Source organism: Agrobacterium sp. GW821-FHT14E08, from assembly GCF_058803865.1.
The window spans coordinates 656,975-683,866 of the sequence record NZ_JBXAPJ010000002.1 but is presented as its reverse complement, the minus strand read 5'-3'; the positions used below and the strand labels follow the sequence as shown (position 1 = coordinate 683,866).

Genomic DNA, 26,892 nt, shown 5'->3' with positions numbered 1-26,892 from the left:
GAAAACTTGATTTTTTTAGTTATCTTTTTAATCAAAAAAGCCCCGCCGTGAAAACAGCGGGGCTTTTTTAGCATTTCGGTCGTGTCGGCTTATTTCATCGTCGGCATGACGAATTCGGCACCCGATTTGATACCGGACGGCCAGCGCGAGGTGATCGTCTTGGTCTTCGTCCAGAACTTGATCGAATCCGTGCCGTGCTGGTTGAGGTCGCCGAAGCTCGAAGCCTTCCAGCCGCCGAAGGAGTGATAGGCAAGCGGAACCGGGATCGGAACGTTGATGCCGATCATGCCGATATTCACGCGGCTTGCGAAGTCGCGGGCGGCATCGCCGTCGCGGGTGTAGATCGCGACACCGTTGCCGTATTCATGTTTCATCGGCAGTTCCAGCGCGTCTTCGTAGTTCTTGGCGCGAACGACGGAGAGAACCGGTCCGAAGATTTCCGTCTTGTAGATGTCCATATCAGGAGTGACGTGGTCAAACAGGCAGCCGCCGACGAAATAGCCGTCTTCATAGCCCTGCAGCTTGAAGTCGCGGCCATCGACCAGAAGCTTCGCGCCCTGTTCGACGCCGCTGTCGATCAGGCCCTTGACGCGCGTCTGCGCTTCCTTGGTGACGAGCGGGCCCATATCGGCCTTGTCGTCGGTATAGGGGCCGATCTTCAATGCTTCGATCTGGGGGATAAGTTTTTCAACGAGACGGTTTGCCGTCTCTTCGCCAACCGGAACCGCAACGGAAACGGCCATGCAGCGCTCGCCGGCCGAACCGTAACCCGCACCCATCAATGCGTTCACCGCCTGATCGAGATCCGCGTCCGGCATGATGATCATGTGGTTCTTCGCACCGCCGAAGCACTGCGCGCGCTTGCCGTTCATGGCGGCTGTGCCGTAGACGTAACGGGCGATCGGCGTCGAGCCGACGAAGGAGACAGCGCCGATATCCGGATCGGTCAGGATGGCGTCGACAGCACCCTTGTCGCCGTTGACGACGTTGAGAATACCAGCCGGAAGACCGGCCTCGATCATCAGTTCGGCAAGACGGATCGGCAGCGACGGGTCGCGCTCGGAAGGCTTGAGGATGAAGGCGTTACCGCAGGCAATCGCCGGCGCAAACATCCACATCGGGATCATGCCGGGGAAGTTGAACGGTGTAATGCCTGCGCCAATACCGACCGGCTGGCGGATCGAATACATGTCGATGGCCGGGCCGGCGCCTTCGGTGAACTCACCCTTCTGCAGATGCGGAATGCCGCAGACGAATTCGCAGACTTCGAGGCCGCGCACGATATCGCCCTTGGAATCCTCGACGGTCTTGCCGTGCTCGCTGGAGAGCAGCACAGCCAGCTCGTTCATGTCGCGGTTCAGAAGTTCGACGAACTTGAAGAAAACGCGGGCGCGGCGCTGCGGGTTGGTGGCCGCCCACTTGGGCTGTGCCGCCTTGGCGCTTTCAACGGCGGCGCGCAGTTCGGCGTCGCTGGCAAGCGCAACGGTTGCCTGCACTTCGCCGGTCGCCGGGTTGTAGACATTCGATGTGCGGCCGCTGGTGCCGGGCACATGCTTGCCGTTAATGAAATGACCGATTTCCTTCATGGGTTTTCCTCCAGAATGTGATGGCGCAGCATTACCTTTCGATTTGCACAAATCAATTGCCTGAAATAAGCATCCATTGTGCAAAAATAGACATAATGAGGGTGCCGTGAACTGGGATGATGTGCGTTTGTTTCTAAGCGTTGCGCGAAGCGGCCAGTTTCTTTCAGCGGCGAGAAAGCTTGGCGTCAACCATGCCACCCTCAGCCGGCGCATTTCCGCACTGGAAGCGGCCATCGGCACGCAGCTGTTTTTGCGAAGCACCAATGGCTGCGAGCTGACGGAAGAAGGCCAGCGCCTTCTTGCCGGGGCCGAACGCATGGAAACCGAAATGCTGAACGCCCAGGCAAATCTCGGCCGCGTCGATACGGCGGTGGCGGGAACGGTGCGTATCGGCGCGCCGGATGGTCTCGGCGTGTCCTTTCTCGCGCCTCGGCTTGGCAGGCTCACGGCACGGTATCCCGAGCTGAAGATCCAGCTTGTGCCGGTGCCGCGCTCATTCTCCCTGTCGCAGCGCGAGGCCGATATCGCCATCACGATCGAAAGGCCGGAGCAGGGGAGGCTGATGTTTTCGAAGCTCACCGACTATTCGCTGGGGCTTTATGCATCGGAGGCCTATCTCGCTGAATACGGAACGCCGGCGGATGTCGACGCACTGAAACGCCATCGCCGCATCGGTTACGTGGAGGATCTGATCTTCTCGCCCTCCCTGAATTACACCGGCGAAATCATGCGCGATTGGGATGCCGCCTTTGAAATCTCCAGTGCCACCGGCCAGACGGAGGCGGTGCGCTCCGGCGCCGGTATCGGCATCCTGCATAATTACATCGCCGGGCAATATCCCGAACTTCTGCGGATCATGCCACATCTCGGTATCAGCCGGTCCTACTGGACGGCCTATCACGAGTCCGCCCGCCAATTGGTTCGTGTCCGCACGGTGGTCGATTTTCTTCAGGAACTCGTGGCCGAAGAACGGCGAATCTTCACCTGAAACCGACGTTCCCGATCTATTAGTAATATTATTGTGCGAGTCCGATGGCTCCGGGCTTGACAAGGCACGGTTGGGTGAACGACCAATGCAGCCATTGGGAGAAATCGGAATCTGACATGTCGAATATGATAAGAAAGCTGTCGCCGACTGGCCTTGGCGTGGCCGTCATGCTGCTTGGAATGCTGCTTTTTGCATTGAACGACGCCATGGGAAAATGGCTCGTCTCCACCTATAGCCAGGGTCAGGTTATCCTGATCCGAAGTGCTGCGGCCCTTGTCATCCTCGTTCCGATTGTCTGGCGAGCCGGTCTTCCCGGCCTCGTGAAAATCGAGCGGCCATTTCTCCAGGTGGCGCGCGTATTTTTCTCGACCGCCGAGCTTTTCTGTTTCTATTTCGCCGTTGCGAGCCTGCCGCTGGCCGACGTCATGACTTACTGGCTTGCGGCCCCGATCTATGTGGCGGCGCTCTCGCCGTTTCTGCTTGGGGAAAAGGTGGGCTGGCGTCGCTGGACGGCCATTGCCATCGGTTTTGTCGGCGTTCTTATCGCGCTGAAACCAAGTTCGGCAAGCCTCACCTCCGCCGCGCTGTTCTCCATTCTCGGCAGCGCCGCATTTGCCTTCATGATGTTGTCCGGACGCCAGCTACGCAATACGCCGGATACCGTACTCGCCTTCTGGCAGATCATCGGCGCCGCCCTTGCGGGCATTGTTGCGGTGTTCGTCACGCCATCCGGCTGGTTGCCGGTCCAGTCCAGCTTTGATCTGGCGTTTCTCGGCCTGCTCGGCGTGGTCGCCATGGCGGCGCATGTACTGGTCAACCGGGCCCTGAAACTCGCGGACGCCGCCACTGTCGCGCCGCTGCAATATACATTGCTGCTCTGGGCGGTGATTTTCGGCTGGCTGTTCTTCGGTGATGTGCCCCAGACGAGTATCGTCGTCGGTGCGGGCCTGATTGTTCTCTCCGGCCTCTATATCTTCTTCCGCGAAAATACGCTCAAACGCCGTCGCGAAACCGCCGAAGGACTGGCTGCGGAGCAGGTTTGATCTTTCTTGTCCGCCGTTGTTACACTCACGGGACTTGACGAAGGCGTGATCTTCAGGGAGTAAGAAGGGGCCCTGCGATGATTTGTCTCGCAAGGGCAGAGGAAACAAAGGTGCCGGGCCCCTCTGGCGAGAGTTTTACGGCGCTCTCGCGATGTCGGTACCGCCTGCAAAAATTGGCCGGCGGATTAAAAACTATGAAAAACCTGAATGTGCTTCGCGCGCGTGCTTTCTGCGTGCGGCCTGACGCCTCGCGTCGGTCCGCTATCGCTCTCGTTACCGGAGGTAACCGGACATGAGCGCCGCCCAGAAAACCACGCTGTCCTACTTCAAGTGGGCTTTTATCGTCACCATCGTCGGTCTCATCCTCGGCGGCTATCTTGGCTGGGAAATGACCGGAACGGTCAGCGGCACGGCGACGATCTTCTTCATCTGTGCGGTGCTCGCCGTGCTGGAAATCTCGCTTTCCTTCGACAACGCCATCGTCAACGCCAACAAGCTCAAGGAGATGACGCCGGTCTGGCAGCACCGCTTCCTGACCTGGGGTATTCTGATTGCCGTTTTCGGCATGCGTATCGTCTTCCCGCTGCTGATCGTGGTCGTTGCCGCGAATGTCGGCCCCTGGACGGCGCTCGTCATGGCCGCCACGGAGCCGGAACGTTATTCCGAGATCATGCGTGACGCCCATCTGCCGATCGCTGCTTTCGGTGGCACCTTCCTGATGATGGTTGGCCTCAACTTCTTCTTCGACCATGAAAAGGACGTGCACTGGGTGCGTTGGATCGAGGAAAAGGCTGCGGTCTATTCCTCCGTCAAGGGCATCGAGATCGCCTTCGTGCTGGTCGTTATGCTGATCTTCTCGCGCATCATCGGCGCTAGCGACAATCCGGAGCTCGGTCCGGTCGCGGCCAATACCTTCTTCCATTCGGCGATCTGGGGTCTTTTGACCTTCCTGCTGGTGGAAGTGGTCGGTGGTATTCTCGATCGCAGCCAGGAAGTGCTGGAAGGCGCCGCAAAAGGCGGCTTCGGGGCGTTTCTCTATCTCGAAGTGCTCGATGCGAGCTTCTCCTTCGATGGAGTTATCGGCGCCTTCGCGCTCACGCAGAACCTGTTCATCATCGCCATCGGCCTCGGCATCGGCGCCATGTATGTGCGCTCGATGACGATCATGCTGGTGGAAAAGGGAACGCTTGCCGAATACCGCTATCTGGAGCACGGCGCATTCTACGCGATCCTTATCCTGTCGGTCATCATGTATGTCCAGACCATGTTCCATATACCGGAGGTCATTACCGGCCTTGGTGGTGCGACCCTGATCGGCATCTCGCTCTGGTCGTCGATCCGCCACAACCGTCAGCAAAGCGCTGATGCGGTTGACGCTGCACGCGGCGCGGAAATCTGATCAGCGATGATCCTTGCCTTCCGCCGCTGAGGCGGAAGGCAGTTTTTAGGCATTGAATCTTGTGTTGCCTATTTTTGTTGCCATTTATTCTTTGCGTAAAATTTAAACTGTAAAGCTGATTTGCCTTCTAAAGGCCTGTTTCTGCTCTCTTTTGTGCGCCGCAATAAAACTGGCACGCTTCCTGCATCTCACATTGCAAGTCCAGAGGGGACACTAAAGCCCGGAAAACGGGTCGATAAATACCGCCGCGCCGCGCGACCTTAAAGGTTTGCGAAGGCGCGGCGGTTTTGTTTGTGCGGTATGGTTCTTGAGTTTTGCTTCCGGTTGAATGAAAACGGTGGGATAACGACTGGAAGGTTTAGCCTTTTGCCTGCAGAACTTTCGCCTACGGAGGCCCTTGGGCTTTGGCATCGTGTATCCACGGCGCAGGTAACGGCCGATGCGCCGGATTTGACCTTGCGTCAGACCGCGATCCTGCTGCAGATTTACCTCATGCCGCCGCCCCATACTGTTCGTGGACTGGCCGCGATGCTGGGCGTGACCAAGCCGGTCATCACCCGCGCACTCGACAGTCTCGGGGCGCTGGGGCTGGTTGACAGGGTGCGTGACGAGCGGGACAAGCGTAATGTTGTGATAAAACGCACGGTGGCAGGTGCGCTCTATCTGGAAAAATTCGGCGATCTGATTATTGATCAGGCGCGCAAGATCTAACCCCTGGATGTGAACCCATGATGCTCGACCGCCGCCTGAATGTCTTCCGCTCCGATCTGGCCGACGAGAAACTGCAAGGTTTGGTCCAGGCCGAACGTTTTGTAACCGGCACCGCGGCACAGATTACGGCCCCCGTGACCGGTCTGCGGCCAACGCCCGACCTTGCTGCCGGTATCGATACGGAGCTCCTCTTTGGCGAAACCGTGCGCGTTTTCGACCGTGCGAATGGCTGGGGCTGGGTGCAGGCGGATGCGGATGGTTATGCCGGTTATGTGCCGGAGACGGTGATCGGCGATGTGGTCGCCGCTACCCATCAGGTGGTTGCGCCGCGCACCTTCCTCTATCCTTCCGCCGAACTGCGCAAGCCGCCGGTTGCTGCCTTGTCCATGGGGAGCCTGATCCGGATTGTCGGTGAGGCGGAAACACGCGGCACCCGTTATCTGTTGACTGAAAAAGGCGAGGGGGTCATCGCCGCCCATTGCCGGGAAGCCGATGCGGCTCTTGAAGAAGACTATGTGGCGGTGGCGCTACGTTTTATCGAAACGCCTTATCTCTGGGGTGGACGCTCCGGCTTCGGCATTGATTGTTCCGGCCTCGTGCAATTGTCCATGGCAATGACGGGCCGCCGGGTTCTGCGCGATACCGACATGCAGGTGAAATCGCTTGGCCTGGAGATCGAACGTGATGAATTGCGCCGCGGCGATCTGGTCTTCTGGAAGGGCCATGTCGGCCTCATGGAAAATGAGGAAACGCTGCTGCACGCCAATGGCCATACGATGAATGTCGCGCGCGAAAATCTCGATGCGGCCATCGAGCGTATCGGCTGGCTTTATGAAAAGCCGACGGCTTTCCGGCGTCTGGAAAGCTGAGGGGAAGCTTTTCACGAAATTGTGCCTGCCTCGCCCTTTGTGCGAATGCTGCCGAGAGCCTACATCAAATGGGTGATGGTACGGGACCGGCATCGATGAAAACAAAAACGGCAACACGATTGGCAGCGGTTATCGCGGCGGTTCTATTGAGCGCTTCCGCCGAGGCGCAGACTGTTTATCAGAACGGTTTTGCCCCGGCGCCCGACGCCTACGCGAATTTGCCCGGCGTCAAGGACCCGCGAACGCTGCAACCTAAAGTCCGTTACACCTGCCACAGCGAACTTGGCGTGACTGGATATGCCAGGGGTCCGCACCGTGATGTTTTCGGCAGCCGCGGGCTTCCCGTTCAGGGTTACCGCTGCACCGATGAAAACGGCATTTCCAGCTTTGGCGGCAGAAATCCCGTCTCCAAGGACTGGTATCCCGGCATCAATCCCGTCGACCCGACCTTCTGAAGTAATATGACTTAAAGCGGCGTTTGCGACGCCCGCACTCTGGACTTGTTGTCGCTTTTTCAGATAAATCTTTGACATGACAGGCTGATAATAGCTGTCGAGGTGCGGGGTGACGTCGGCCCTGCCGATGTTCTGGGCCGATGCTGGGGAATGCAAGCATGACGAAGACCGATATAGCAACCCGTGTCCACAATCACACCTGGAAGCTCGATCCGATCGTCCGCAGCCTGATCGATACGGATTTCTACAAACTCCTGATGTTGCAGATGATCTGGAAACTCTATCCGGAAGTCGACGCGACATTTTCCCTGATCAATCGTACCAAGACTGTGCGGCTGGCCGAAGAGATCGACGAGATGGAACTGCGTGAGCAGCTCGATCATGCGCGCACTCTGCGGCTCTCCAAGAAGGAAAACATCTGGCTCGCGGGTAATACATTTTACGGCCGCTCACAGATTTTCGAACCGGAATTCCTCTCCTGGCTTTCGAGCTATCAATTGCCGGAATATGAGCTTTTCAAGCGCGACGGGCAGTATGAGCTGAATTTCCATGGTCGCTGGATGGACACGACGCTCTGGGAAATTCCGGCGCTGGCGATTATCAACGAGCTGCGCTCGCGCAGCGCCATGCGCTCACTTGGTTATTTCACGCTGGACGTCCTTTATGCCCGCGCAAAGGCCAAGATGTGGGAGAAGGTCGAGCGGCTGCGGGAGTTGCCGGGGCTGCGCATATCCGATTTCGGCACTCGCCGCCGCCACAGCTTCCTGTGGCAGCGCTGGTGTGTCGAGGCGCTGAAGGAAGGCATCGGACCCGCCTTCACCGGCACCAGCAATGTTCTTCTCGCCATGGATTCCGATCTCGAAGCCGTTGGCACCAATGCGCATGAATTGCCCATGGTGGTTGCGGCGCTGGCGCAGACCGACGAGGAACTGGCCGCCGCTCCCTATCAGGTTCTGAAGGACTGGAACCGTCTTTACGGCGGCAACCTGCTGATCGTCTTGCCGGACGCCTTCGGCACGGCGGCGTTTCTGCGCAATGCACCGGAATGGGTAGCGGACTGGACGGGTTTCCGTCCCGACAGCGCGCCGCCGATCGAAGGCGGGGAAAAAATCATCGACTGGTGGCAGAAGATGGGCCGCGACCCACGCAAGAAGATGCTGATCTTCTCGGACGGGCTGGATGTCGACGCCATCATCGACACCTACAGGCATTTCGAAGGCCGGGTGCGCATGAGCTTTGGTTGGGGCACCAACCTCACGAATGATTTTGCCGGCTGCGCGCCCAAGACCATCGCCAGCCTCAAGCCGATCTCCATCGTCTGCAAGGTCAGCGACGCCAATGGCCGGCCGGCGGTGAAGCTTTCGGACAACCCGCAAAAGGCGACGGGCGAGCCGGCCGAAGTGGAACGTTATCTGAAGTTCTTCGGCGAAGAAGATCACAAGGAGCAGAAGGTCCTGGTGTGATTGAAACCGGGCGCTCCGCTTCACGAAGCGCCCGCAACTGTTCAGATCAATAGTGGAACAGGCTCACTTCGCAAACTGGTGGGCGATGTAGTGGAAGAGCGCTCTGATACCCTGCGCTTCGCCACCGATCGACGAGTGATGCCGCTCGCTGAGCGACCAGCCGTAAATATCGAAATGCGCCCAGCGTTTTGTATTGGTGACGAACCGCTTGAGAAACAGCGCGGCGGTGATCGATCCCGCCATGCCGCCTGAGGGCGCATTGGTAATATCGGCCGCGCGTGAGCGGATATCCTTGTCGTAGCCCATGTAGAGCGGCATGCGCCACAGGGGATCGTCGGTATCGATGCTGGCTTCGGCGATATCATGGGCCAGATCACTGTCATCGGTATAGAATGGCGGCAGATCCGGGCCGAGAGCGACGCGGGCGGCACCTGTCAGCGTTGCCATGTCGATCATCAGGTCCGGTGCATCCTCGTCGGCATAGGCCAGCGCATCCGCCAGAACGAGACGGCCTTCCGCATCCGTATTGTCGATCTGTACCGTCAGACCCTTGCGGCTTTTGTAGATATCGCCAGGACGGAAGGCATTGGAGGAGATGGAGTTTTCAACGGCGGGCACGAGGACGCGCAGATCGATCGGCAGCTTCGCATCCATGATCATCAGCGCGAGGCCAAGAACATTGGCAGCACCGCCCATGTCCTTCTTCATCAGGGCCATGGAAGCGGCAGGCTTGATATCCAGACCGCCGGTATCGAAGCAGACGCCCTTGCCGACGAGGGTCAGGCGCGGATTGCCCTTCTTGCCCCAGTTCATCTCAAGAAGGCGCGGCGCACTTTCGCTGGCGCGGCCAACGGCGTGAATCAGCGGGAAATTTTCCTTCAGCAGATCGTCACCGGTGGTAACGCTTACCTTCGCCTTGTAATGGGCGGCAAGCGCACGGAAAGCGATTTCAAGTTCGTCCGGTCCCATGTCGTTGGCCGGAACATTGATGAGATCGCGGGCAAGGAAGACGCCCGCCAGAATGCGCTTGATTTCGCCGTCTTCGGCATCCTGCGGAATGAGAAGTTTGGCCCCGCTGGTCTTCGTGGTCCTGTATTTGTCGAAGCGGTAGCTGCCAAGGCCGAAGCCGAGAGCCAGACGATTGGCCGTCAATGGCGCAGTCTCGATATGCCATTCACCTTCCGGCAGTTCGCGGGCGAGTTTGCCGGTGATGAAGGGGATTTCGGACGGATTGCCGCCAAGCCCGAGAAGGACGCCACCCAGCGAACCATCGGAGGAGGGAACGAGCAATACGGCGCCTGCCTCTGCCTTGAAGCCCGCTTTTTTCGCCCAGTCCAGAGCGACAGGATCGATGGCACCCTGTTCGATATGGGCTGGCGTGACGGCGAAAACCGGCAGGGTGCTGCCGGCTTTTGAGCTGAAAGGGGTCGGGCGTTCGATGAACTGATAGGGCGCCATGGTCTGCTTTCGTAACTGTCGAGAATCGGTGCGATTAACGCTCTGTTAGGGTTAACAGATTATTGCTTTAGCGAAAGTTGCGTCATGTGAGTCTGTCGTATGTCGGGCGCAAGATCGATAATTCTCGGGCGGGGGCGCTGCCATGACTGCTTTTTCTTTGGGTGAGACAGGCCGAACAGGGTTGCTGCGGAGTGTATGTATCGCAGCGCTTGTTTTAACCGTCTCCGGATGCGCAAGCACCAACAAGCCGGACCGCATGTCGACCGGCTCCATTCCCGCGGCCACACGCTCCTATGATCAGATGAACATGGACCAGCTGCGGCAGGCGGAAGAGAGCGCCGGCAAAGCCTATGAGCGCAGCCCCAAGGACAAATCCATCGGCATGAATTATGCCAATATGCTGATGATGACCGGCAAGAACACGCAGGCCCTTGCCGTGATGCAGCAGATTGCCATCGCCAACCCCGCCGACCGCGAGGTGCTTGCCGCCTATGGCAAGGCGCAGGCCGCTTCCGGTCAGCTCGAACAGGCCCTTTCGACCATCCAGAGAGCCCAGACGCCTGACCGTCCCGACTGGCGGCTCTATTCCGCCGAGGGCGCCGTGCTCGATCAGCTTGGTCGCTCCAACGAAGCGCGTGCCAGATACCGGCAGGCGCTCGACCTGAAGCCGAACGATCCGAGCGTGCTTTCAAACCTCGGCATGTCCTATGTTTTGTCGAGTGATCCCCGCACGGCCGAAACATATCTGCAATCCGCCATCGCACAGCCGGGTGCGGATAGCCGCGTCCGCCAGAACCTCGCGCTCGTCGTCGGTCTTCAGGGGCGTTTTGCCGAGGCCGAGCGCATTGCGGTTCAGGAACTTTCGCCGCAGCAGGCGCAGGCAAATCTGGGCTATCTGCGTGCGATGCTATCGCAGCAGAATTCCTGGCAGCAACTGGCGAAAAAAGACAATAAGCCAGCCGGTTGATCCGCTCTTATGTGCCTCAATCCGTGTGTTGGCAGACAACAGATCGCCGCTCAATTTATTGGGCGGCCTTTGTTTTTCAGAATGTGTCGAGAACCCGTATGATCGCCGGGCCGAGAATGACGGCGATAAGCACCGGCAGGAAAAATATGATCATCGGCACGGTCAATTTCGGCGGCAGAGCCGCGGCTTTCTTTTCGGCTTCGTTCATACGCTCGTCGCGGCCTTCCTGCGCCAGAACGCGCAGTGCCTGAGCCAGCGGCGTGCCGTATCGTTCCGCCTGGATAAGCGCCTGCACTACGCTTTTGACACCGTCCAGCTGTGTGCGCATGCCAAAATTTTCAAGTGCAATTCGCCTGTCCTGCAGGAAGGAAAGCTCGGCTGTCGTCAGCATCATTTCTTCCGCCAGTTCGGGAGATTGCTCGCCCATCTCTTCCGCGACACGGCGCATCGCGGCCTCCATCGATACACCGGATTCGATACAGATAAGCATCAAATCCAGCGCATCGGGCCAAGCGCGCCGGATCGAACCCTGCCGCTTTGACATTGCGTTGGAAACGTAGATATTCGGCGCGTAAAAACCGATGTAACCGAAGAGAAGAACAGCCATCAGCCTGACGACGAAAGCCTTGTCGGCAAGGTTTCCGAGAACGAAAACCCAGATGAAGGCTACGACAAGAAAAGCGAATGGCAGCAAGAACCGCGCGGCAAGAAAGGTGTTGAGTGCATTCTGTGAACGAAAACCTGCTGCACGCAGCTTGTTCATCGTATTCTTGTCGGCAAGCGCTTCCTGAAGGTTGAATTTTTCGACGATGCGGCGTGCGGACTGGTTGTTGTTGCCACGCAGGGAGGTCTTGCCGTCTCTGGTGCTGGTCGCGAGACGCTCGCGCTCGCGGCTGCGGATGAAATCGCGCTCTGACGATACGGCCTTCATGCGTTTGGCAAAGTCTTTCCGCTCGAAGAACGGCATGATGAGCGTGTAGAGGGTCGCAAAAACAGCAAGCGTCACCAAAATGGCGATGATCGTTTGCGGATTTGTCAGGCTTGCAAAAAGGTTTTCTGTCACCGCGCGCCCTCAAATATCGAAATTGATCATTTGGCGCATGATGAATATCCCGATAAGCATCCATATGCCGGATGCGCCGAGGATGATGTGCCCCCGCAGGTCGGAGAATAGAATCGACAGATAGTCGGGCGACGTGAAATGCACCAATAACATGACGATGAAAGGCAGCGCGCCGATGATGACTGCCGACGCTTTTGCCTCCATCGAAAGGGCATTTACCTTGGCGCGCATCTTCTTGCGGTCGCGCAAAACTTTGGAAAGGTTCGACAATGCTTCCGAAAGATTGCCGCCTGCCTGTGCCTGAATGTTGATGACGGTGCCAAAGAAGCTGACCTCGAAGAGCGGCATGGTCAGCATCATGCGCTCGATGGCCTGCGGAATGCTGATACCGACCTGCTGCGCATCGACCACGCGCTGGAACTCTGCTTTCACCGGTTCCTGACCATCTGATGCGATCAGTCGCACGGCGTCGTTCAGTGGCAGGCCGGATTTGATCGACCGGCACATGACATCCAGTGCATTCGGAAACTCCTCAAGGAACTTTTTCTGCCGGCGCTTGAGTAGAAACGCCAATACCCACCGCGGCAACCCAAGTGCCACGACCGCTCCCAAAAGCAGGGCGATGAGCAATGACAACCCGTAAAGAATGGACATAAGGCAAGCGAAGATCGCCGCGCCCAGGCTCAATAAATGGAATTGCCGGACCGAAATCTGCAGACCGGCCTGAACAAGCCTGTCGCGCAAGCTGACATTCTTTGCCTTTTTTGCTTTTTCATCCTGCTTTTTTTCCATGTCGCGCAGGCTGTCCTGCATGGACTTGCGACGCTTGCTGAGTTCTTGAACCCGGTCACGCGCGGCTTTGATACTCGTATGATCGGTTTCGGCCGCCTTTACCCTTTTGACGCGGTTTGTGGTTTTCTTCTCGACCTCTATCTGCTGGAAAAGGAAGGCGTAAGCCAGCGCTCCCGCCGAAATGGCGACAAGTACGGCCAGCAATACGATTGTGGGGTCCATGGCGTTCGCCTTCCCTTAGGATGTCTTTTCCATTTCATCGAGCGCGGCCGCCAGACGTTTTTCCTCACCGTAGTAACGCGCGCGATCCCAGAAATGGGGCTTGCTGATACCCGTGGATACGTGCTTGCCAATCAGCTTGCCGTTAGCGTCTTCGCCTTCGATTTCGTATCGCATCAGGTCCTGGGTCACGATGACGTCGCCTTCCATGCCGATCACTTCGGTGATCTGCGTTATCCGCCGTGAACCGTCGCGCAGGCGCGCGGCCTGAACGACGATGTCGATCGAGCCTGAAATGATTTCGCGGACGGTTTTCGCCGGCAAAGTGAAGCCGCCCATGGCGATCATCGATTCGATACGGCTGAGGCATTCGCGCGGCGTATTGGCGTGGAGCGTTCCCATCGAGCCGTCGTGACCGGTATTCATGGCCTGCAGAAGGTCGAATACTTCTGGTCCACGCACTTCGCCCACGATGATGCGTTCAGGACGCATACGAAGGCAGTTCTTGACCAGATCACGCATGGTGATCTCGCCTTCGCCTTCGATATTCGGCGGACGTGTTTCGAGCCTCACCACATGTGGCTGCTGAAGTTGCAGTTCGGCGGTGTCCTCGCAGGTGATGACACGTTCATCCCTGTCGATGAAGCTTGTCAGGCAGTTGAGAAGCGTGGTCTTGCCGGAGCCTGTGCCACCCGAGATGACGACATTGCAGCGGACGCGACCGATAATTTTGAGCAATGTCGCGCCTTCGGGTGTGATCGCCCCGAAGCGCACGAGCTGATCAAGTGTCAGCTTGTCCCTCTTGAATTTTCGGATGGTGAGCGCCGGACCGTCAATGGCGAGCGGCGGCGCGATGACGTTGACACGAGAGCCGTCCGGCAGGCGGGCGTCGCAGATCGGGCTCGATTCATCCACGCGCCGGCCAACCTGACTGACGATGCGCTGGCAGATGGAGAGCAGCTGACTGTTGTCACGAAAGCGAATGTCGGATTCGATGGTCTTGCCGCCAACTTCGATGAAAGTCTGGCCGGAACCATTGACCATGATATCGGCAATATCGTCGCGTGCGAGAAGCGGCTCCAGCGGTCCGTATCCAAGAACGTCGTTACAGATGTCTTCGAGCAGTTCTTCCTGCTCGGCGATGGACATCGCGAAACTCTTGATCGTGATGATGTCATTGACAATATCACGGATTTCCTCGCGCGCGCTCTCCGCATCGAGCTTGGCGAGCTGCGAAAGGTCGATCGTGTCGATGAGTGCGGAAAACACCTGGCTTTTGGTGTTGTAATAATCTTCCGTACGGGCACGTTTTTTCTGCGGCGACTGTGCGGCCGCCTGTGCCTGTCGTGTTGCTGGCGATTGGCCGGGCTCCAGAGTATCTATCGCCAGTGGCCGCGGTTCGGATACAGTAGACACCTGCTGCGCGACGGCAGGTGCAACAAAATCCGGCTTTGTGGTTCTGGCTGGGCCTTCAGGCCCCCGTTTTCCGAACATCGGCGTTTCCGTCTATAGGCGCGAAGAGAAGACCTATTTGCGCTTGAGAATATTCTTGAGTTTGTCCAGGCCGCCGCGCCTGCTTTTGCGCAGGACGGCACGGCCGGTAATGGTATGGGCGATCTGCGAGAAAGTTTCCGCGATCTGGGATTTCTCATCCATCTCGCTGATCATGCGCCCGCTATTGGCGGCATTTCCGAACAGCTGGGTATCGAACGGAATGATTGCGATCGGCTCGATTTCCAACGGATCGAGAAAATCCGCTGGAGAGATTTCCGGACGCTTCGGCATGCCGACCTGATTGAGAATGAGGTGGGGCAACTTGTCGTTAGGCCTCAGTTTTATCAGCGCGTCGAACAGGTTCTTCGTGTTGCGCAGATTTGCGAGGTCCGGAACGGCCGTGATCACGACCTCGTCGGCTTCCGCCAGCACTGCCCGCGTCCAGTCGCACCATTGGTGGGGAAGATCGAGAACCGCGACCGGCGCACTGCGCTGCAGAACCTCCAGGATCGGCAGAAAAGCCTGACGATCGAGATCATAGGTCCTGTCGAGGAGAGACGGTGCCGCCAGCAGTGACAGATGGTCGGAACATTTCGTCAGAAGACGGTCGAGAAACACCTCGTCCAGCCGTTCCGGCGAAAACACCGCTTCCGCCATGCCCTGGGCGGGATCCTGGTCGAAATCGATATTGGCCGTGCCATAGGCAAGATCCATGTCTGCCAGAATGGTCTCGGTGGAAAACAGGGTGGAGATTCCAAAAGCGCAATTGTGTGCGATCGTCGACGAGCCCACCCCGCCTTTGGCGCCGATGAAGGCGATGTTACGACCGAGCGGTTCGGCCTCCGGATCTACGAAGATCGTCGCAATCGAGGCCAATAGATCGGCCATGTTGATTGGGGCGACAAGATATTCTGAAATGCCGTTACGGATGAGATCGCGATAAAGCGTGATGTCGTTGTGCCGGCCGACGATGATGACACGGGTGGAGGGGTCGCAAACCTCGGCCAGAGGGGCTAGATCGTCCAGAAGAGAAGCCGGTGGACCTGCCGTTTCGAGAACGATCAGATTGGGAGTGGGCGAGGCCGAAAACATCGTCGCCGCCGCATTGATGTCACCTTTGGTCACCCGCAGGGTAACCTTGCTCATACGCCTGTCGCCGGACAACGCGTCCATGACACCCTGCATGCTGTCGCTGACGCAGAAAGCGTGAATGGATATACGCGGCAGCGGCCGCAGGCGATCCATATCCGCAGCCCGGACCGACTGCTGTGGCTCTGCTCCATCGCTTGATTTTATATCGTACTCTACCGCGCTCATCGTCTTTCCTGCCGTGACCATTGTTGGAATAGCATCAGTTCGACGCCGTATTCTTGCCTTGCCGATAATTGTCGATGACCACCGCACGACGCTCCGCATCGATCGGGCTCATGCCACGCGGACCAACGAGGTCCATGGGATTGGCCACCTGTGCCGCAAGATTGCTCTGGGAGGCGCACCCGAAATTGTACCAGTTCTTGTTGGCGAAAGTTTTATCCGAGAGGTCTTCGGGCCACTGGCCGCATTGCCCGGTCATGGCGGTGACCGCCACATAGCTCAAACGAATGGGGGCAGCGTCGCCGTTCGGAGATGCGGCGTAACGTGTCTCCACGATCTTGCCAGAGGACACGCCGGCGCCTGAAAGCGTCGAGCGGATTTGTTTCGCCATCCTTGAGGCTGCCGCCGAATTGGCTGATCCCGACGGTGTCTGGATATTGATGACGCCCGTCGACATCGACGCATAATTCTGCGCGAAACCGCGGACATTGTCCGCCATTGCCGTGGTCAGCCGGCTGTCGCCCGCCGAAACCGGAATATCCAGAGAATGTTCGGCTTCCGACAGGGTGATCGGATGGCGTGTACGGTAGTCGTCGGGGATGGCATTGGTCGTCAAGGGATCGCGTGCGCAGCCTTGCAACAACCCCGCAGCGAGCGCGATGATGGCGACGAGACCGGCGCGTCTACCGGACAGGTTAAGGGAAAAAGAGGAAGAGGTTTCCTGCATGATGTTTCCTGCCACCACCGGGCTTGTTCTGAAGAGGGGATTTAGCGCGCGTGCCGTCATTTGTAGATGAACCCCACTGAACCCTGATAAGGGGCCGCCTGAACCTGATCTTTCCGGCCATAGACCTTGTTGACACGGTTCATGAAATACATGGCGGCGTCATTTTCCGGGTTGAAGTTGTCGTCCGGCCGGGCGATCTGGTTGCGCGCGACAGGTCGCACCAGATAGGGCGTCGCGATGATGACCAGTTCCGTCTCGTTACGGAGAAAATCCTTGCTGCGGAAAAGCGTGCCGAAAATCGGGATTTTCGATATGCCCGGAAGTCCCGACATGGCCTGACGGATATTGTCCTGAACCAGACCGGCAATGACGATTGAGCCACCTGATGGAAGCTCGACCGTTGTGGAGGTCTCGCGCTTGCGAATAGACATGTAGGTGGTGCCCGGGATGTTACGGCCCGCATTTCCGGTCACAACATTGCCTTCATAGGTTGGTTCGGAAACATTGGTCTCGATTTTAAGGCTGATCCGCCCGGGCGACAGCACGACCGGCCTGAAGTTCAACGTGATGCCATAGTCAACCGTATCGGTCGTGCGCGTTATGGTCTGCTGGTTTGTGTCTTTGTCGATGGAGACTTCCTGGTCCGCGGGCAGACGGAAATCTCCCCCCACGTAGAATTTTGCCTGTTCGCCGGAGATGGCGGTGAGGCTGGGTTCGGCAAGGGTGCGCACGACGCCCGCCTGCTCCATGGCGTTGAGATAGCTAGCAAAGTTGAGCGAGCCGGAACCGATCGAACCACTGGCTATTCGCGAGGCAGTGCTAATTGCATTTCCAAGATTGGACGGATTTGAGAACTCGAAGCCGTTATTGCTTGTCGAGCTACTGATGGAGCCGTTGAAGCCGAGCTGCTTCAACACCTGCCGGCTGACTTCGGCGACGGTCACCTTCAGTGTCACCTGATCTTCGCCTTCGATCGTCAGCATATTGACGATTTGCGATACTTGACGGTTTTCAGCAAAAATCGCCGCATCTCCGCCGTTGTCACCACCGGTCAGCGATATATTGCGTGTGGTGGCTTCGCCGCCTTTCAGAAAGGCTTCGGCAAGCTGTACGGCGCGCGCTGAATCCTGTGGTGTGCGCACGCTACCGGTCAGAACGATGTTATCCGAAACGATTTCAACCTTGATGTCGGATTCGGGAATAAAGCGACGAATATTGGCTTCCAGCCCGACAATATCTCGCTCCACCTCGAGGTCGAGGCTGACAATTTCGCGACCACCCTCACCGAAAATGAAAATATTGGTCTGTCCTACGGCTTTGCCGAAGAGATAAATCCGTCTGGACGTGCGAGTGACGGCATCAGCGAGGCTCGGATCGGCAACAAGAATGTCATGGGCATCCTCCGGCAGGTCAATGACCAGCGCCTTGTTGAGGCCGAGTTTCAGGCGTTTACGAATTCCTGTGCCGCTTTCGGTGATCCGTACGATGCTGGCGCTTTGCGCCGCAGCCTCGCCGAGACGCAGGAATTCAGGCGAATGCCTTCCCGGAATGCCTGAAAAAGCCACGCAGAACGCAAGCCCGCCCACCACTGATGAACGCAGGTGTCTTTTTAAGTGTCTCGCCATGAACCCCCCGGTCATTGTGATGCTCCCTGATTGCCCTTGACGATCGAGCCGGATTTGATCACCTGAATTTCCGGCTGGCCGGAGCCGCCGTTGAGGAGATAGTCCGCTGAAAGCGTATCGTTTTCCTGTGCATCTGCGATCGAACGCAGAGCAAGCGTGAGGCGATCAGCCATCTGCTGCGCCACAGTGATGATCTTCGCCTGCTCAGGCGTCAGTTCCAGGGTTGCAGTCGCACCCACGACGGCGGAAATACCGTCTTCGCCCTCTTTAATCTGTTGGTCGATTGCCAGAACGCGGACATTGTTCAAGACGTTCTCGGTCAGGAAGTTGCCGTTATCGCCCTTGCGGACCATGATGACATCGACGCGGTCATTCGGCAGCACGAAGCCGCCCGCGCCGGTCGAGACGGAAATTTCCGTGGCCACGGCGCGTTTACCGGCCGGCAAAAGCGAAGACATAATGCGGGTGCTGGAGTCGACGACCTTTTCCGGACGCACCGGTTCGCCCTCGAACAGAGGTAGCCGCACGACGGCGCCCGTGAGTTCCGTGATCGCGTTCGGGCTTTTGGTTTCGGTTATGAAGCTATCAACGACATTACCCTGCGGCCAGGGCGTCCAGCGCATAGAACTGTCATTCAGGCGGCTACCGACGGGAAGATTGACCGAGGAAACGAGAACGTTGACCGTCGGCTCCTTCTGGATGATCGTTTCCGCTTTTTCAATGACCTCCTTGGTGCCGGAAATCTGCATGGCGACAAGACCTGCAAGGCCGGCAGCGACAAGGGCAACGGAGAGAATGACGATACGCGACGGTTTCATGCCCGATCCTTGAGGGAATCAAATTTTCTCCCCTCAGGATGGCGTGCGATTGGTATAATTATGGTTAATATTATGCTTGGATTTGTAGTTAACAGGCCTTTAACCTGGCTTCGCTCAAGAAAGACTGGCGATGGCTGCTTTTACAAGTGGTGCTTCACCATAGGTCAAAAGCCCAGCTATAGCGATGCCGATACCATAGGGGATTTTTTTTGCTACCAGGAGAGAATCCGGGAAAGGAATACCCACCGCCATTATTTCCTGCGATCGCGATCGCAAGAGCAGGATGCCCAGTGTTAACACACCGCCAATAAAAGTTACCGCTAGCAGAAACTCAGCGAGTGCGGCGTTGAAGCCGAACCACACAGCCGCAGCCGTGAGTAGCTTTGCGTCTCCACCGCCCATGACGTTGGCGGCAAACAGCGCAAAACAGGCGAAGAGGACAGCGGCGCCCGCCACGAGGCTCATTGCGAAAGTTTGCCAGTCCATGCCCGATAACGGTGCGACCACGATAAAAGACAATAGAAGTACAAGCGATATTCTATTGGGTATGGTCATGCTGAAGAGATCGTTCAGCGCGGCAAAGGCGAGGCACAGAGGCAATATCAGGAAAATTGCGGCTACGATCATGTGGTTAATTCCGTCAGGGATTTAGCATTTACGGTAGTGGCAAATGTTGGAACAACCATAGTGACAAACGGCTAAGGTGGCCGCTCGGTTCAGGAGCGGCCACCAGATTAAGCTAAATAGCTCTTACTTTGCCGCTTCGGTCGCAGCAGTCGTCATCTTCGTTCCGATGCTGGTGAAGAGCGCATTCAGACGGGTGCCAACGGTTGTGGCGCCGCCAATGATGGCAACGGAAAGCAGGGCGGCGATCAGGCCATATTCAATTGCCGTGGCGCCAGATTCGTCCTTGAGGAAACGAGCAAAAATCTTGGTCATGAGTATCTCCTAACTCTTGTTTGGTTCAGCACGCCGACAACTGTTTTCCGTTGTTCGGTTGGGTTCAAACTACAGCCGAGCAATTTCCAAGCGCTTAAAAAAAACGATTAATCCAAAGTAAACGTCGGGATGAGTTTCTTTTGGTAAATAAAGATAAAAAGTATTTCTTGTATTTTTATATTTCCTGAGAAACAAATATATGCCGCGACAAGTTGTTTTCCATTTCGGGAAAAGCGCTCTCTCAATGATACATATGTGTTCAGTTTTGACGCGAGATGGACGGGGTCGAAAATGACTTCAATTACACATGGTTACCGCCCGTATCGCACATTTTCGTCATTTAACGCTTCATTCACTAAAACCCCGCATCCTATGTGGCATCAGAGTGCGGGTAGTGAGCAGGGGCCAAACGAGTGTCATCCGGAAAACTGGCGAAAATTGTGGTCGGCGTGTCCGTCATTCTGGCAGGGGCGCTGCAACCCGTTTTTGCCCAGGAGGACATATTGCGTGTGTCGATGAATCACGCCCGTGTCCTTCGCCTCGATCGTCCCGTGAGCAAGGTTATCGTCGGCAACTCGAAGGTCGCCGATGCAACCGTTGCCGACGCCACCACGATCGTTCTTACCGGCCGTAGTTTCGGCACGACAAATCTCGTTCTTCTCGATGCGGAAGGCAATCCGATCGTGGATGAACGCATTCTCGTTTCCATCGATGAGGGCAACACGGTTCGCGTATTTCGCCAGACCGAGCGGACAGTGCTTTCCTGTACGCCCAATTGTGAGCAGCACTCGCAAAACAGTGGCGACAAAGACGCCCAGCCGTAACGGGTCTCGAACTGCCTCTAAAAGCTGAACTGGTCGCAGTCCCCAATCAGGGGATGGCAGGCATCGTGTCAAAAATAGCGGAGGTCTGGCGCTCGCTATGTGCAGCATTTTTTGCAGGGAAAATTGGTGCTGATCGTCAGCAAAACGAAAAACCGCAACATGTTCTCCGGCGTTTCGCAGGAGGACTATATGTTGCAGTTTTTTCGTTTAAGTATTTGATCTGGCTAAGATCAAAAATGGAATGGTGCCCAGAAGAGGACTCGAACCTCCACACCCTTTCGAGTACCAGCACCTGAAGCTGGCGCGTCTACCAATTCCGCCATCTGGGCGACGGAGAGCGATGTACGAGGGCAGCCGCCCGGTGTCAACAGACTTTTTGAACTTTTATGACGATCATTGATTTTAAAGGGAAAAAACTTGGTTGCGGGCTGTTGAAACATTTTGCCGCGTCAATTGTCGAGCCCTTCATGCTTCGTCCGGTCGACGTGACCGAGGTCGCGCTCCGGGTCGATGACATCGCGGATTCTCTGTTTGAGTTCTTTTGCGCCGGGAAAACCACCATCGCGTTTGCGCTCCCATATGGTTTCGCCGTCGACAGCGATCTCGAACTGGCCACCCGTTGAAGGAATAAGGCTGACTTCGCCGACATCGGAAGCGAAGGTCTGTAAAATTTCCTGGGCCATCCAGCCTGCACGAAGCAGCCAGTTGCATTGTGTGCAGTAGCGAATGCTGATTCGGGGTTTGGTCTCGGTCATCATCATGTCTCCTTCAACGCCCGGTCACGATAATGTCAACTATAATACTCATGTTTTTACCGGGCGCACGCTTGTTCTTATCATGCTGCTTTGCAAACAGATAAGCCATCGAAGGCTGAAACGTGGAGATCCTATGGCCCAGTTCGATAATAATCGTGAGCGTCTTTTCGTTCCGGCGGTCGCACCGCTCTATAACTCGACACATGACCTGGTGGAGACCATCCTGCGTGTCACGGCCGGGCTTCTGCTTGTCACCCATGGCTTCGGCAAGATCGTCAATCCTTTCGGGGCGGTCGGTATGGTGGAGAGCCTTGGTTTTTATCCCGGCATATTCTGGTCGCCGCTCTTGGCCGCCACGGAATTTTTCGGTGGCATTCTGGTGGCTATCGGTCTGTTCACGCGGCCGGCGTCATTTGCAGCCATGATCGTCCTTTTGGTAACTGTCTATTTCCACGGCATCGTAAAGGCGGAAGGCCTGGGCGGTGCGGAAAAGTCGATTCTCTGGGCGGCGATCTTCCTGTTCTTTGCCGTTCGCGGTGGTAACCGGCATTCCGCCGATGCGAGACTGTCACGGGAGTTCTGAGGCGGATCAGGCCGGGCTTATTGTCCCGTTGACGATATAGCGCCACTTGAAAAACCGGTTTTCTCATGGTGAAGGTGGGTTCACTCGGTTATTTGCGCCGATTGAACCCACTTTTGTCGAAAGAGGCCCCATGCGCGTTGCAATTATCGAAAACATGGCGGGCACGCCGCATGGCCAACTCGGTGTCGCTCTGCAAGAGGTAAAGGCAGATGTGCATGTCATCCACGCCTATGCGGGTGAGCCTCTTCCTGCCGGTGCGCATGATCATGATGCACTTATCGTTCTGGGCGGCGAGCAGAACGCCCTTGATGATACACTTTACCCCTATCTTCCGGAACTTGCGCTTCTGATGAAAGCCTTTGGCGATGCGAACAAGGCCGTGATGGGCGTCTGCCTTGGCAGCCAGTTGCTGGCGCGCGCCTATGGGGGAGAGAATATTCTGGCCGGGCCGCCCGAATTCGGCTGGGAAGACGTATCGCTCACGGAGGAGGGCATGTCCGATCCTCTATTGGCAGGGCTCAAAAAGACATTCTCCATTTTCCAGTGGCATTGCGATACATTCACCCTTCCGCCCGAGGCGACACGGCTTGCCACCAATGATGCGACGCGAAATCAGGCCTTTCGTATCGGCCGGGCCGCCTATGGCACGCAATTTCATTTCGAGGCATCGACCTCCGTGGTCGATGGATGGTGCCAGTCATTCCCGGCTTCCATCGAGAAAATGGCGCCCGGCTGGCTTGAAAATTACCGTGACCATCGGGGCCAGCGCGCAGAGGTGGCCGACGCGGCCGGTCTGGAAATTGCCCGTGCCTGGGTGGGCCTCATCTGACGGAGCAATTATCGGTTGCGAAAAGAACGGAGGCCGCTCAGAATTGCCGCCGTCCATCATCATTCGCAAACGGGGCGTAACGTCATGTATAAATTCGAAATCTATCAGGACAAGGCCGGGGAATATCGCTTTCGCTTCAAGGCATCCAACGGGGAAACGATGTTTTCATCCGAAGGATACAAGGCGAAGGCATCAGCCATTCACGCAATTGAGTCGATCAAGAAAAATTCTCCCGGCGCCAATACCGTCGATCTGACGACCATGACCGCCTGAACAGACCCGTTTCGTGAGACCTCGCTGCTTTCGGCCTGCCAGAATTGACGGGCGCATTGGCAGGTGCCGGCGTAAAGATAAGATTCAGTCTTTTTTGATAATCTTCCGTTAGCAATTGTATTTCGAGGTCTCCGGGCGGCGTCAGAGTGCCCCCGATTGTTTTGCGTACGGGTTCTCATGCGTTCATCGGCTGTGCCAGCACTTCTCTTCGGTTGCCTTCTGCTTGGTGGCTGTACGTCCAGTTCCGGGCCGGAAAGCCTGATGGCCGGTTTGCCCTCGAAGGAAACGACGAGTTCGGTCACTCCGTCCGCGCCGGTGCCGCAGGCGAGCGTCGGCACCCAGGCCATCGCCGCCCAGCCAAGGCAGGAGGTCCTAGCATGGGGTGGACCGGTGCCTGAAGAGCCAAGAGCCTTTTCCGCTGTCACACCCAAAGCACCCCTGTCGCAGAGTGCACCTGAAATCCGTTTGCCTGCCCCGTCTCAGGCCGGAATGGTGCGGCCGGCGGAGCGCCCCACGATCAACCAGATGGAGCGCCCGGTACAATTGGCCATGGCTGCAGCCCCGGCGGCCGGCGCTGGCGCCCAGATTCGCTCGCGCATCTTCCGCTCCAGCTTCAGCGATGCAAAACCCATCAATTTCGGCAGGGTCCAGCCGCGCCATTTCCAGGTCCATGGGGTGGATGTATCCCGCTGGCAGGCCAATATAAATTGGCCGCAACTGCGCACGCGCGGCGCCAATTTCGCATTCATCAAGGCGACGGATGGCGGCGATCATCTCGATCCGATGTTCCGCACCAACTGGCAGCGTTCAAAGGAAGCCGGCATCCGCCGTGGCGCCTATCACTTCTTCTATTGGTGCCGTTCTGCCAGCGAGCAGGCGGACTGGTTCATTCGCAATGTTCCGCGCGATCCCGATGCGCTGCCGCCTGTCATCGACGTGGAATATAACGGCGAATCGAGCTGCAAGATGCGCCATTCCCGCGAACGCGTTCTGGAAAAGATGCGCGTATTCATGGACAAGCTGGAGCGCCACTACGGGCAGCGGCCGATCATCTACACGGCCCCTGATTTCTATAAGGACAATCTGACCGGCGAGTTCCAGGATTATCCCTTCTGGCTTCGTGCCGTGGCGCAGCACCCGTCCGTTGTTTATCCGGGCCGCAAGTGGCTGTTCTGGCAATATTCCGGCTCCGGCCTGTCGCACGGCGTCGATGGCCGCATCGACCTCAACGTCTTCAACGGCAGCGAGGATGCCTGGCATCGCTGGGTGGACCGTCGCTCGAGCTGAGGACGACGGACGTCAGCGTGCGAATTTTCTGGCGCCTGCAACGCACAGCACCACCACAATCGTGATGCCGACCATTGCCGGGCTGACCTCCTCGTGCAGCAGGGTTGCCGCAAGCACCAGCCCGAAGAACGGCTGCAGCAATTGCAATTGGCCCACGGCGGCGATGCCGCCCAGCGCCAGCCCGCGATACCAGAAGATAAAGCCGATCAGCATGCTGAACAGCGAGACATAGGCAAGGCCGCCCCAGGCCTGCGGATCGATGCCGGCAAGGGTTTCCGGCCCTGTGAAAAAGCTGAGTGGCAGCATTACGGGCAGGGATAGAACCAGCGCCCAGGAGATAACCTGCCAGCCACCCAGTTTGCGGGAAAGGGCTGCACCTTCGGCGTAACCAAGCCCGCAGACGATAATTGCGCCCAGCATCAGAAGATCGCCGGCAAGAGAGCCCCCAATCCCGGCGGCAAGCGAATTCCACAATGAATAACCCGCCACGAGGGCGCTGCCCAAGCAGGAGAACAACCAGAAGACAGGGCGAGGTCGCTCGCCGCCGCGCAGCACGGCAAAAATCGCGGTTGCGAGCGGCAACAATCCGACGAAGACGATGGAGTGCGCCGATGTCACATGCCGCAGCGCCAATGCAGTCAAAAGCGGAAAACCCACCACCACGCCGAAGGACACGATGAAAAGCGATGTCAGATCATCGCGCACCGGGCGTTTTTGCTTGAACAGAAGAAGCAAAGCGAGCGCCAGAAGTCCGGCAATAGAGGCGCGGGCGACGGTCAGGAACACCGGGTCAAAACCCGTTACCGCGACGCGTGTGGCGGGCAGGGAGCCGCTGAATATCACCACCCCGATAAGGCCGCTCAGCCAGCCGCTTGTCGTCTTGTCCATGATTATCTCCTGTATCTCTTGCCTTCTTGATCCGGAACGGCTGGTGACAACAGCGACAATCATGTACAATTTCAAGAAACTGTTATGGTGGTCCAGGCGGTACGGCTGGAGGGAATTGTGGACGGGCAGGTTGTTGCGGGCACGCGCATAGAAAAGGTGATGGCAAGTGTGCGGCAACGCATCGCCTCGCGCAGCCTCGTCCCGGGGGGCAGATTGCCGTCTGTCAGGGCGCTGGCAAAGGCCATGCAGCTCTCCACCTCCACCGTTGTCGAGGCCTATGACCGACTTGTGGCGGATGGCACCATAAGCTCTCGCCCGGGCTCCGGTTTTTTTGTGGCAGGTCCGCTTGCGCCCCTGTCTCTGGCCGATATCGAACCGCAGCTGGACAGGGCCGTGGATCCGCTATGGGTGTCGCGGCAGGCGCTGGACGAGGGGGCGGCTCTTGCCAAGCCCGGTTGCGGCTGGCTTCCCGCATCATGGATGCCGCAAGAGGCGCTGAGGCGGGCGATGAGAGGGCTTGCCCGGGCAGATGCCGTGTTGCTGACGGACTATGCGAGCCCGATGGGGCTGTTACCCCTGCGCCAGCTTTTATCGCGCAGGCTTGCCGAACATGGCGTGCAGGCGGGCGTCAGCCAGATCATGCTCACCGATTCCGGCACGCAGGCGATCGATCTTCTGTGCCGTTTCCTGCTGCAGCCGGGAGATACGGTGATTGTCGACGATCCCTGTTATTTCAATTTCCACGCCCTTTTGCGGGCGCATCGGGTGAAGATCGTCGGGGTGCCCTATACACCGACGGGGCCGGATTTGCCGCTTTTCGAGCAGGCGCTGAAAGAACACGCGCCGCGTCTTTATATTACCAATTCGGCTATCCATAATCCGACAGGCGCCAGACTTTCCGCGGTTTCCGCCCATCGCCTGCTGATGCTGGCCGAACAGGCGGGGTTGACCATCATTGAAGACGATATTTTTGCCGATTTCGAAACGCAGGCGGCACCAAGGCTCGCCGCTTTCGATGGTCTGAACCGTGTGGTTCAGATCGGCAGTTTTTCGAAAACGCTGTCCGCATCCGTCCGGTGCGGTTTCATCGCGGCGCCTGTGGCATGGGTGGACGCCTTGACCGATCTCAAGATTGCCACCGCTTTTGGTGGGGCGCATTTTTCGGCGGCGCTGGTCCTGTCGCTTTTGATGGATGGCAGTTATCGCAAGCATGTCGAGGCTCTCAGGCGGCGTCTTGCCGCGGCGGTGCCGGAGGTATCGGCGCGTTTGAAGTCGATTGGATGCGTGCCCTGGATCGAGCCGCAGGCGGGCATGTTTTTGTGGTGCCGCCTGCCGGAAGGCGTCGATGCCGCCGATGTGGCGCGCCGGGCGCTTGCGCAGCAGGTGGTGCTGGCCCCCGGTAATGTTTTCAGCTCCTCGCAGAACGCATCCGGTTTCATGCGTTTCAACGTGTCGCAAATGGCCGATCCGCAGATTCTGGCAACATTGGCGCAAGCTCTTCGATAAGGGCGAACAGTGCCGTT

At 57.6% G+C, this 26,892-nt stretch carries 27 protein-coding genes and 1 tRNA gene; 14 read left to right on the top strand and 14 right to left on the bottom strand.

Going from position 1 to position 26,892, the window contains the following annotated elements; genetic code table 11:
• Positions 1-89: 89 nt before the first annotated feature.
• A complete protein-coding gene (locus AC1ROR_RS12070) occupies positions 90-1,586 on the bottom strand; it encodes a CoA-acylating methylmalonate-semialdehyde dehydrogenase (RefSeq protein WP_035219487.1) in 1,497 nt (498 codons plus the stop codon).
• Between the two features lie 106 nt (positions 1,587-1,692).
• On the opposite strand from AC1ROR_RS12070, the gene AC1ROR_RS12065 reads away from it, so the two are divergent.
• From AC1ROR_RS12065 to pncB, 7 genes are all read left to right on the top strand, one after another.
• Positions 1,693-2,574: a LysR family transcriptional regulator gene (locus AC1ROR_RS12065; RefSeq protein WP_080833104.1), complete on the top strand. Its 882-nt coding sequence runs from the start codon at positions 1,693-1,695 to the stop codon at positions 2,572-2,574.
• Positions 2,575-2,699: 125 nt separating this feature from the next.
• Positions 2,700-3,617 (top strand): DMT family transporter, encoded by a 918-nt coding sequence (locus AC1ROR_RS12060; RefSeq protein WP_035219874.1) that lies wholly within the window; start codon positions 2,700-2,702, stop codon positions 3,615-3,617.
• A gap of 292 nt (positions 3,618-3,909) precedes the next feature.
• Complete coding sequence (locus AC1ROR_RS12055; protein WP_080833108.1) at positions 3,910-5,016, top strand: DUF475 domain-containing protein; 1,107 nt, start codon at positions 3,910-3,912, stop codon at positions 5,014-5,016.
• Positions 5,017-5,382: 366 nt separating this feature from the next.
• Entirely contained in the window at positions 5,383-5,727 is a 345-nt protein-coding gene (locus AC1ROR_RS12050; RefSeq protein WP_498589514.1) for a MarR family transcriptional regulator, read from the top strand.
• 17 nt (positions 5,728-5,744) lie between these two features.
• Entirely contained in the window at positions 5,745-6,596 is an 852-nt protein-coding gene (locus tag AC1ROR_RS12045; RefSeq protein ID WP_498589512.1) for a C40 family peptidase, read from the top strand.
• 95 nt (positions 6,597-6,691) lie between these two features.
• Positions 6,692-7,051: a hypothetical protein gene (locus tag AC1ROR_RS12040; RefSeq protein WP_035219873.1), complete on the top strand. Its 360-nt coding sequence runs from the start codon at positions 6,692-6,694 to the stop codon at positions 7,049-7,051.
• Between the two features lie 158 nt (positions 7,052-7,209).
• Entirely contained in the window at positions 7,210-8,514 is a 1,305-nt protein-coding gene (gene pncB, locus AC1ROR_RS12035) for a nicotinate phosphoribosyltransferase (protein ID WP_035219476.1), read from the top strand.
• Between the two features lie 63 nt (positions 8,515-8,577).
• Here pncB and AC1ROR_RS12030 read toward each other — a convergent pair whose 3' ends face one another.
• A complete protein-coding gene (locus AC1ROR_RS12030; RefSeq protein WP_035219472.1) occupies positions 8,578-9,972 on the bottom strand; it encodes a leucyl aminopeptidase family protein in 1,395 nt (464 codons plus the stop codon).
• Positions 9,973-10,228: 256 nt separating this feature from the next.
• On the opposite strand from AC1ROR_RS12030, the gene AC1ROR_RS12025 reads away from it, so the two are divergent.
• A complete protein-coding gene (locus AC1ROR_RS12025; protein WP_162180483.1) occupies positions 10,229-10,939 on the top strand; it encodes a tetratricopeptide repeat protein in 711 nt (236 codons plus the stop codon).
• A 76-nt stretch (positions 10,940-11,015) separates the two neighbouring features.
• Here AC1ROR_RS12025 and AC1ROR_RS12020 read toward each other — a convergent pair whose 3' ends face one another.
• The 9 genes from AC1ROR_RS12020 to AC1ROR_RS11980 form a co-directional block, all read right to left on the bottom strand.
• Positions 11,016-12,002: a type II secretion system F family protein gene (locus AC1ROR_RS12020; RefSeq protein ID WP_498589509.1), complete on the bottom strand. Its 987-nt coding sequence runs from the start codon at positions 12,000-12,002 to the stop codon at positions 11,016-11,018.
• A 9-nt stretch (positions 12,003-12,011) separates the two neighbouring features.
• Positions 12,012-13,016, bottom strand: a complete 1,005-nt coding sequence (locus tag AC1ROR_RS12015) for a type II secretion system F family protein (RefSeq protein WP_498589507.1) — start codon at positions 13,014-13,016, stop codon at positions 12,012-12,014.
• Between the two features lie 15 nt (positions 13,017-13,031).
• Complete coding sequence (locus AC1ROR_RS12010) at positions 13,032-14,507, bottom strand: TadA family conjugal transfer-associated ATPase (RefSeq protein ID WP_035219463.1); 1,476 nt, start codon at positions 14,505-14,507, stop codon at positions 13,032-13,034.
• Between the two features lie 33 nt (positions 14,508-14,540).
• Complete coding sequence (locus AC1ROR_RS12005; protein ID WP_035219460.1) at positions 14,541-15,824, bottom strand: CpaE/TadZ family protein; 1,284 nt, start codon at positions 15,822-15,824, stop codon at positions 14,541-14,543.
• Positions 15,825-15,858: 34 nt separating this feature from the next.
• On the bottom strand, positions 15,859-16,548 hold the full coding sequence (locus AC1ROR_RS12000) for a CpaD family pilus assembly protein (protein ID WP_498589505.1): 690 nt from the start codon (positions 16,546-16,548) through the stop codon (positions 15,859-15,861).
• Positions 16,549-16,604: 56 nt separating this feature from the next.
• Complete coding sequence (locus tag AC1ROR_RS11995; RefSeq protein ID WP_498589504.1) at positions 16,605-18,188, bottom strand: type II and III secretion system protein family protein; 1,584 nt, start codon at positions 18,186-18,188, stop codon at positions 16,605-16,607.
• A complete protein-coding gene (gene cpaB / locus AC1ROR_RS11990; protein ID WP_035219447.1) occupies positions 18,185-18,991 on the bottom strand; it encodes a Flp pilus assembly protein CpaB in 807 nt (268 codons plus the stop codon). Before cpaB ends, AC1ROR_RS11995 begins: the two co-directional genes overlap by 4 nt.
• Before the next feature lie 114 nt (positions 18,992-19,105).
• Positions 19,106-19,618: an A24 family peptidase gene (locus tag AC1ROR_RS11985; RefSeq protein ID WP_498589503.1), complete on the bottom strand. Its 513-nt coding sequence runs from the start codon at positions 19,616-19,618 to the stop codon at positions 19,106-19,108.
• A gap of 123 nt (positions 19,619-19,741) precedes the next feature.
• Positions 19,742-19,930, bottom strand: coding sequence for a Flp family type IVb pilin (locus AC1ROR_RS11980; protein ID WP_035219443.1), 189 nt, complete (start codon positions 19,928-19,930; stop codon positions 19,742-19,744).
• A 413-nt stretch (positions 19,931-20,343) separates the two neighbouring features.
• On the opposite strand from AC1ROR_RS11980, the gene AC1ROR_RS11975 reads away from it, so the two are divergent.
• Positions 20,344-20,754, top strand: a complete 411-nt coding sequence (locus tag AC1ROR_RS11975) for a pilus assembly protein N-terminal domain-containing protein (RefSeq protein WP_167377365.1) — start codon at positions 20,344-20,346, stop codon at positions 20,752-20,754.
• 242 nt (positions 20,755-20,996) lie between these two features.
• On the opposite strand, the gene AC1ROR_RS11970 is transcribed toward AC1ROR_RS11975, so the two are convergent.
• Together AC1ROR_RS11970 and AC1ROR_RS11965 are read right to left on the bottom strand one after the other, a co-directional pair.
• Positions 20,997-21,083: transfer RNA gene (locus tag AC1ROR_RS11970), tRNA-Leu, on the bottom strand.
• A 120-nt stretch (positions 21,084-21,203) separates the two neighbouring features.
• Positions 21,204-21,509 (bottom strand): Rdx family protein, encoded by a 306-nt coding sequence (locus tag AC1ROR_RS11965; RefSeq protein ID WP_080836405.1) that lies wholly within the window; start codon positions 21,507-21,509, stop codon positions 21,204-21,206.
• 133 nt (positions 21,510-21,642) lie between these two features.
• Here AC1ROR_RS11965 and AC1ROR_RS11960 point away from each other — a divergent pair, with 133 nt between their 5' ends.
• The 4 genes from AC1ROR_RS11960 (at position 21,643) to AC1ROR_RS11945 (ending at position 24,481) form a co-directional block, all read left to right on the top strand.
• The gene (locus AC1ROR_RS11960; RefSeq protein ID WP_035219419.1) at positions 21,643-22,092 is read left to right on the top strand and encodes a DoxX family protein; all 450 of its coding nucleotides are present in this window, start codon (positions 21,643-21,645) and stop codon (positions 22,090-22,092) included.
• A 130-nt stretch (positions 22,093-22,222) separates the two neighbouring features.
• A complete protein-coding gene (locus tag AC1ROR_RS11955; RefSeq protein WP_191856541.1) occupies positions 22,223-22,921 on the top strand; it encodes a type 1 glutamine amidotransferase in 699 nt (232 codons plus the stop codon).
• Between the two features lie 84 nt (positions 22,922-23,005).
• Positions 23,006-23,194, top strand: a complete 189-nt coding sequence (locus AC1ROR_RS11950) for a YegP family protein (protein WP_035219412.1) — start codon at positions 23,006-23,008, stop codon at positions 23,192-23,194.
• A gap of 177 nt (positions 23,195-23,371) precedes the next feature.
• On the top strand, positions 23,372-24,481 hold the full coding sequence (locus tag AC1ROR_RS11945) for a glycoside hydrolase family 25 protein (RefSeq protein WP_080833133.1): 1,110 nt from the start codon (positions 23,372-23,374) through the stop codon (positions 24,479-24,481).
• A gap of 12 nt (positions 24,482-24,493) precedes the next feature.
• Here AC1ROR_RS11945 and AC1ROR_RS11940 read toward each other — a convergent pair whose 3' ends face one another.
• The gene (locus AC1ROR_RS11940) at positions 24,494-25,369 is read right to left on the bottom strand and encodes a DMT family transporter (RefSeq protein WP_080833135.1); all 876 of its coding nucleotides are present in this window, start codon (positions 25,367-25,369) and stop codon (positions 24,494-24,496) included.
• 117 nt (positions 25,370-25,486) lie between these two features.
• Here AC1ROR_RS11940 and AC1ROR_RS11935 point away from each other — a divergent pair, with 117 nt between their 5' ends.
• On the top strand, positions 25,487-26,875 hold the full coding sequence (locus tag AC1ROR_RS11935) for an aminotransferase-like domain-containing protein (protein WP_167377367.1): 1,389 nt from the start codon (positions 25,487-25,489) through the stop codon (positions 26,873-26,875).
• The last annotated feature ends 17 nt before the right edge of the window (positions 26,876-26,892 follow it).

What these genes read in the sequence shown, in the direction of transcription:
- AC1ROR_RS12070 (WP_035219487.1), bottom strand. Translation starts at nt 1,586, where the DNA reads ATGAAGGAAATCGGTCATTTCATTAACGGCAAGCATGTGCCCGGCACC.
- AC1ROR_RS12060 (WP_035219874.1), top strand. Translation starts at nt 2,700, where the DNA reads ATGATAAGAAAGCTGTCGCCGACTGGCCTTGGCGTGGCCGTCATGCTG.
- AC1ROR_RS12055 (WP_080833108.1), top strand. Translation starts at nt 3,910, where the DNA reads ATGAGCGCCGCCCAGAAAACCACGCTGTCCTACTTCAAGTGGGCTTTT.
- AC1ROR_RS12045 (WP_498589512.1), top strand. Translation starts at nt 5,745, where the DNA reads ATGATGCTCGACCGCCGCCTGAATGTCTTCCGCTCCGATCTGGCCGAC.
- AC1ROR_RS12040 (WP_035219873.1), top strand. Translation starts at nt 6,692, where the DNA reads ATGAAAACAAAAACGGCAACACGATTGGCAGCGGTTATCGCGGCGGTT.
- pncB (WP_035219476.1), top strand. Translation starts at nt 7,210, where the DNA reads ATGACGAAGACCGATATAGCAACCCGTGTCCACAATCACACCTGGAAG.
- AC1ROR_RS12030 (WP_035219472.1), bottom strand. Translation starts at nt 9,972, where the DNA reads ATGGCGCCCTATCAGTTCATCGAACGCCCGACCCCTTTCAGCTCAAAA.
- AC1ROR_RS12025 (WP_162180483.1), top strand. Translation starts at nt 10,229, where the DNA reads ATGTCGACCGGCTCCATTCCCGCGGCCACACGCTCCTATGATCAGATG.
- AC1ROR_RS12015 (WP_498589507.1), bottom strand. Translation starts at nt 13,016, where the DNA reads ATGGACCCCACAATCGTATTGCTGGCCGTACTTGTCGCCATTTCGGCG.
- AC1ROR_RS12010 (WP_035219463.1), bottom strand. Translation starts at nt 14,507, where the DNA reads ATGTTCGGAAAACGGGGGCCTGAAGGCCCAGCCAGAACCACAAAGCCG.
- AC1ROR_RS12005 (WP_035219460.1), bottom strand. Translation starts at nt 15,824, where the DNA reads ATGAGCGCGGTAGAGTACGATATAAAATCAAGCGATGGAGCAGAGCCA.
- AC1ROR_RS12000 (WP_498589505.1), bottom strand. Translation starts at nt 16,548, where the DNA reads ATGCAGGAAACCTCTTCCTCTTTTTCCCTTAACCTGTCCGGTAGACGC.
- AC1ROR_RS11995 (WP_498589504.1), bottom strand. Translation starts at nt 18,188, where the DNA reads ATGACCGGGGGGTTCATGGCGAGACACTTAAAAAGACACCTGCGTTCA.
- cpaB (WP_035219447.1), bottom strand. Translation starts at nt 18,991, where the DNA reads ATGAAACCGTCGCGTATCGTCATTCTCTCCGTTGCCCTTGTCGCTGCC.
- AC1ROR_RS11985 (WP_498589503.1), bottom strand. Translation starts at nt 19,618, where the DNA reads ATGATCGTAGCCGCAATTTTCCTGATATTGCCTCTGTGCCTCGCCTTT.
- AC1ROR_RS11980 (WP_035219443.1), bottom strand. Translation starts at nt 19,930, where the DNA reads ATGACCAAGATTTTTGCTCGTTTCCTCAAGGACGAATCTGGCGCCACG.
- AC1ROR_RS11965 (WP_080836405.1), bottom strand. Translation starts at nt 21,509, where the DNA reads ATGACCGAGACCAAACCCCGAATCAGCATTCGCTACTGCACACAATGC.
- AC1ROR_RS11960 (WP_035219419.1), top strand. Translation starts at nt 21,643, where the DNA reads ATGGCCCAGTTCGATAATAATCGTGAGCGTCTTTTCGTTCCGGCGGTC.
- AC1ROR_RS11955 (WP_191856541.1), top strand. Translation starts at nt 22,223, where the DNA reads ATGCGCGTTGCAATTATCGAAAACATGGCGGGCACGCCGCATGGCCAA.
- AC1ROR_RS11950 (WP_035219412.1), top strand. Translation starts at nt 23,006, where the DNA reads ATGTATAAATTCGAAATCTATCAGGACAAGGCCGGGGAATATCGCTTT.
- AC1ROR_RS11945 (WP_080833133.1), top strand. Translation starts at nt 23,372, where the DNA reads ATGCGTTCATCGGCTGTGCCAGCACTTCTCTTCGGTTGCCTTCTGCTT.
- AC1ROR_RS11940 (WP_080833135.1), bottom strand. Translation starts at nt 25,369, where the DNA reads ATGGACAAGACGACAAGCGGCTGGCTGAGCGGCCTTATCGGGGTGGTG.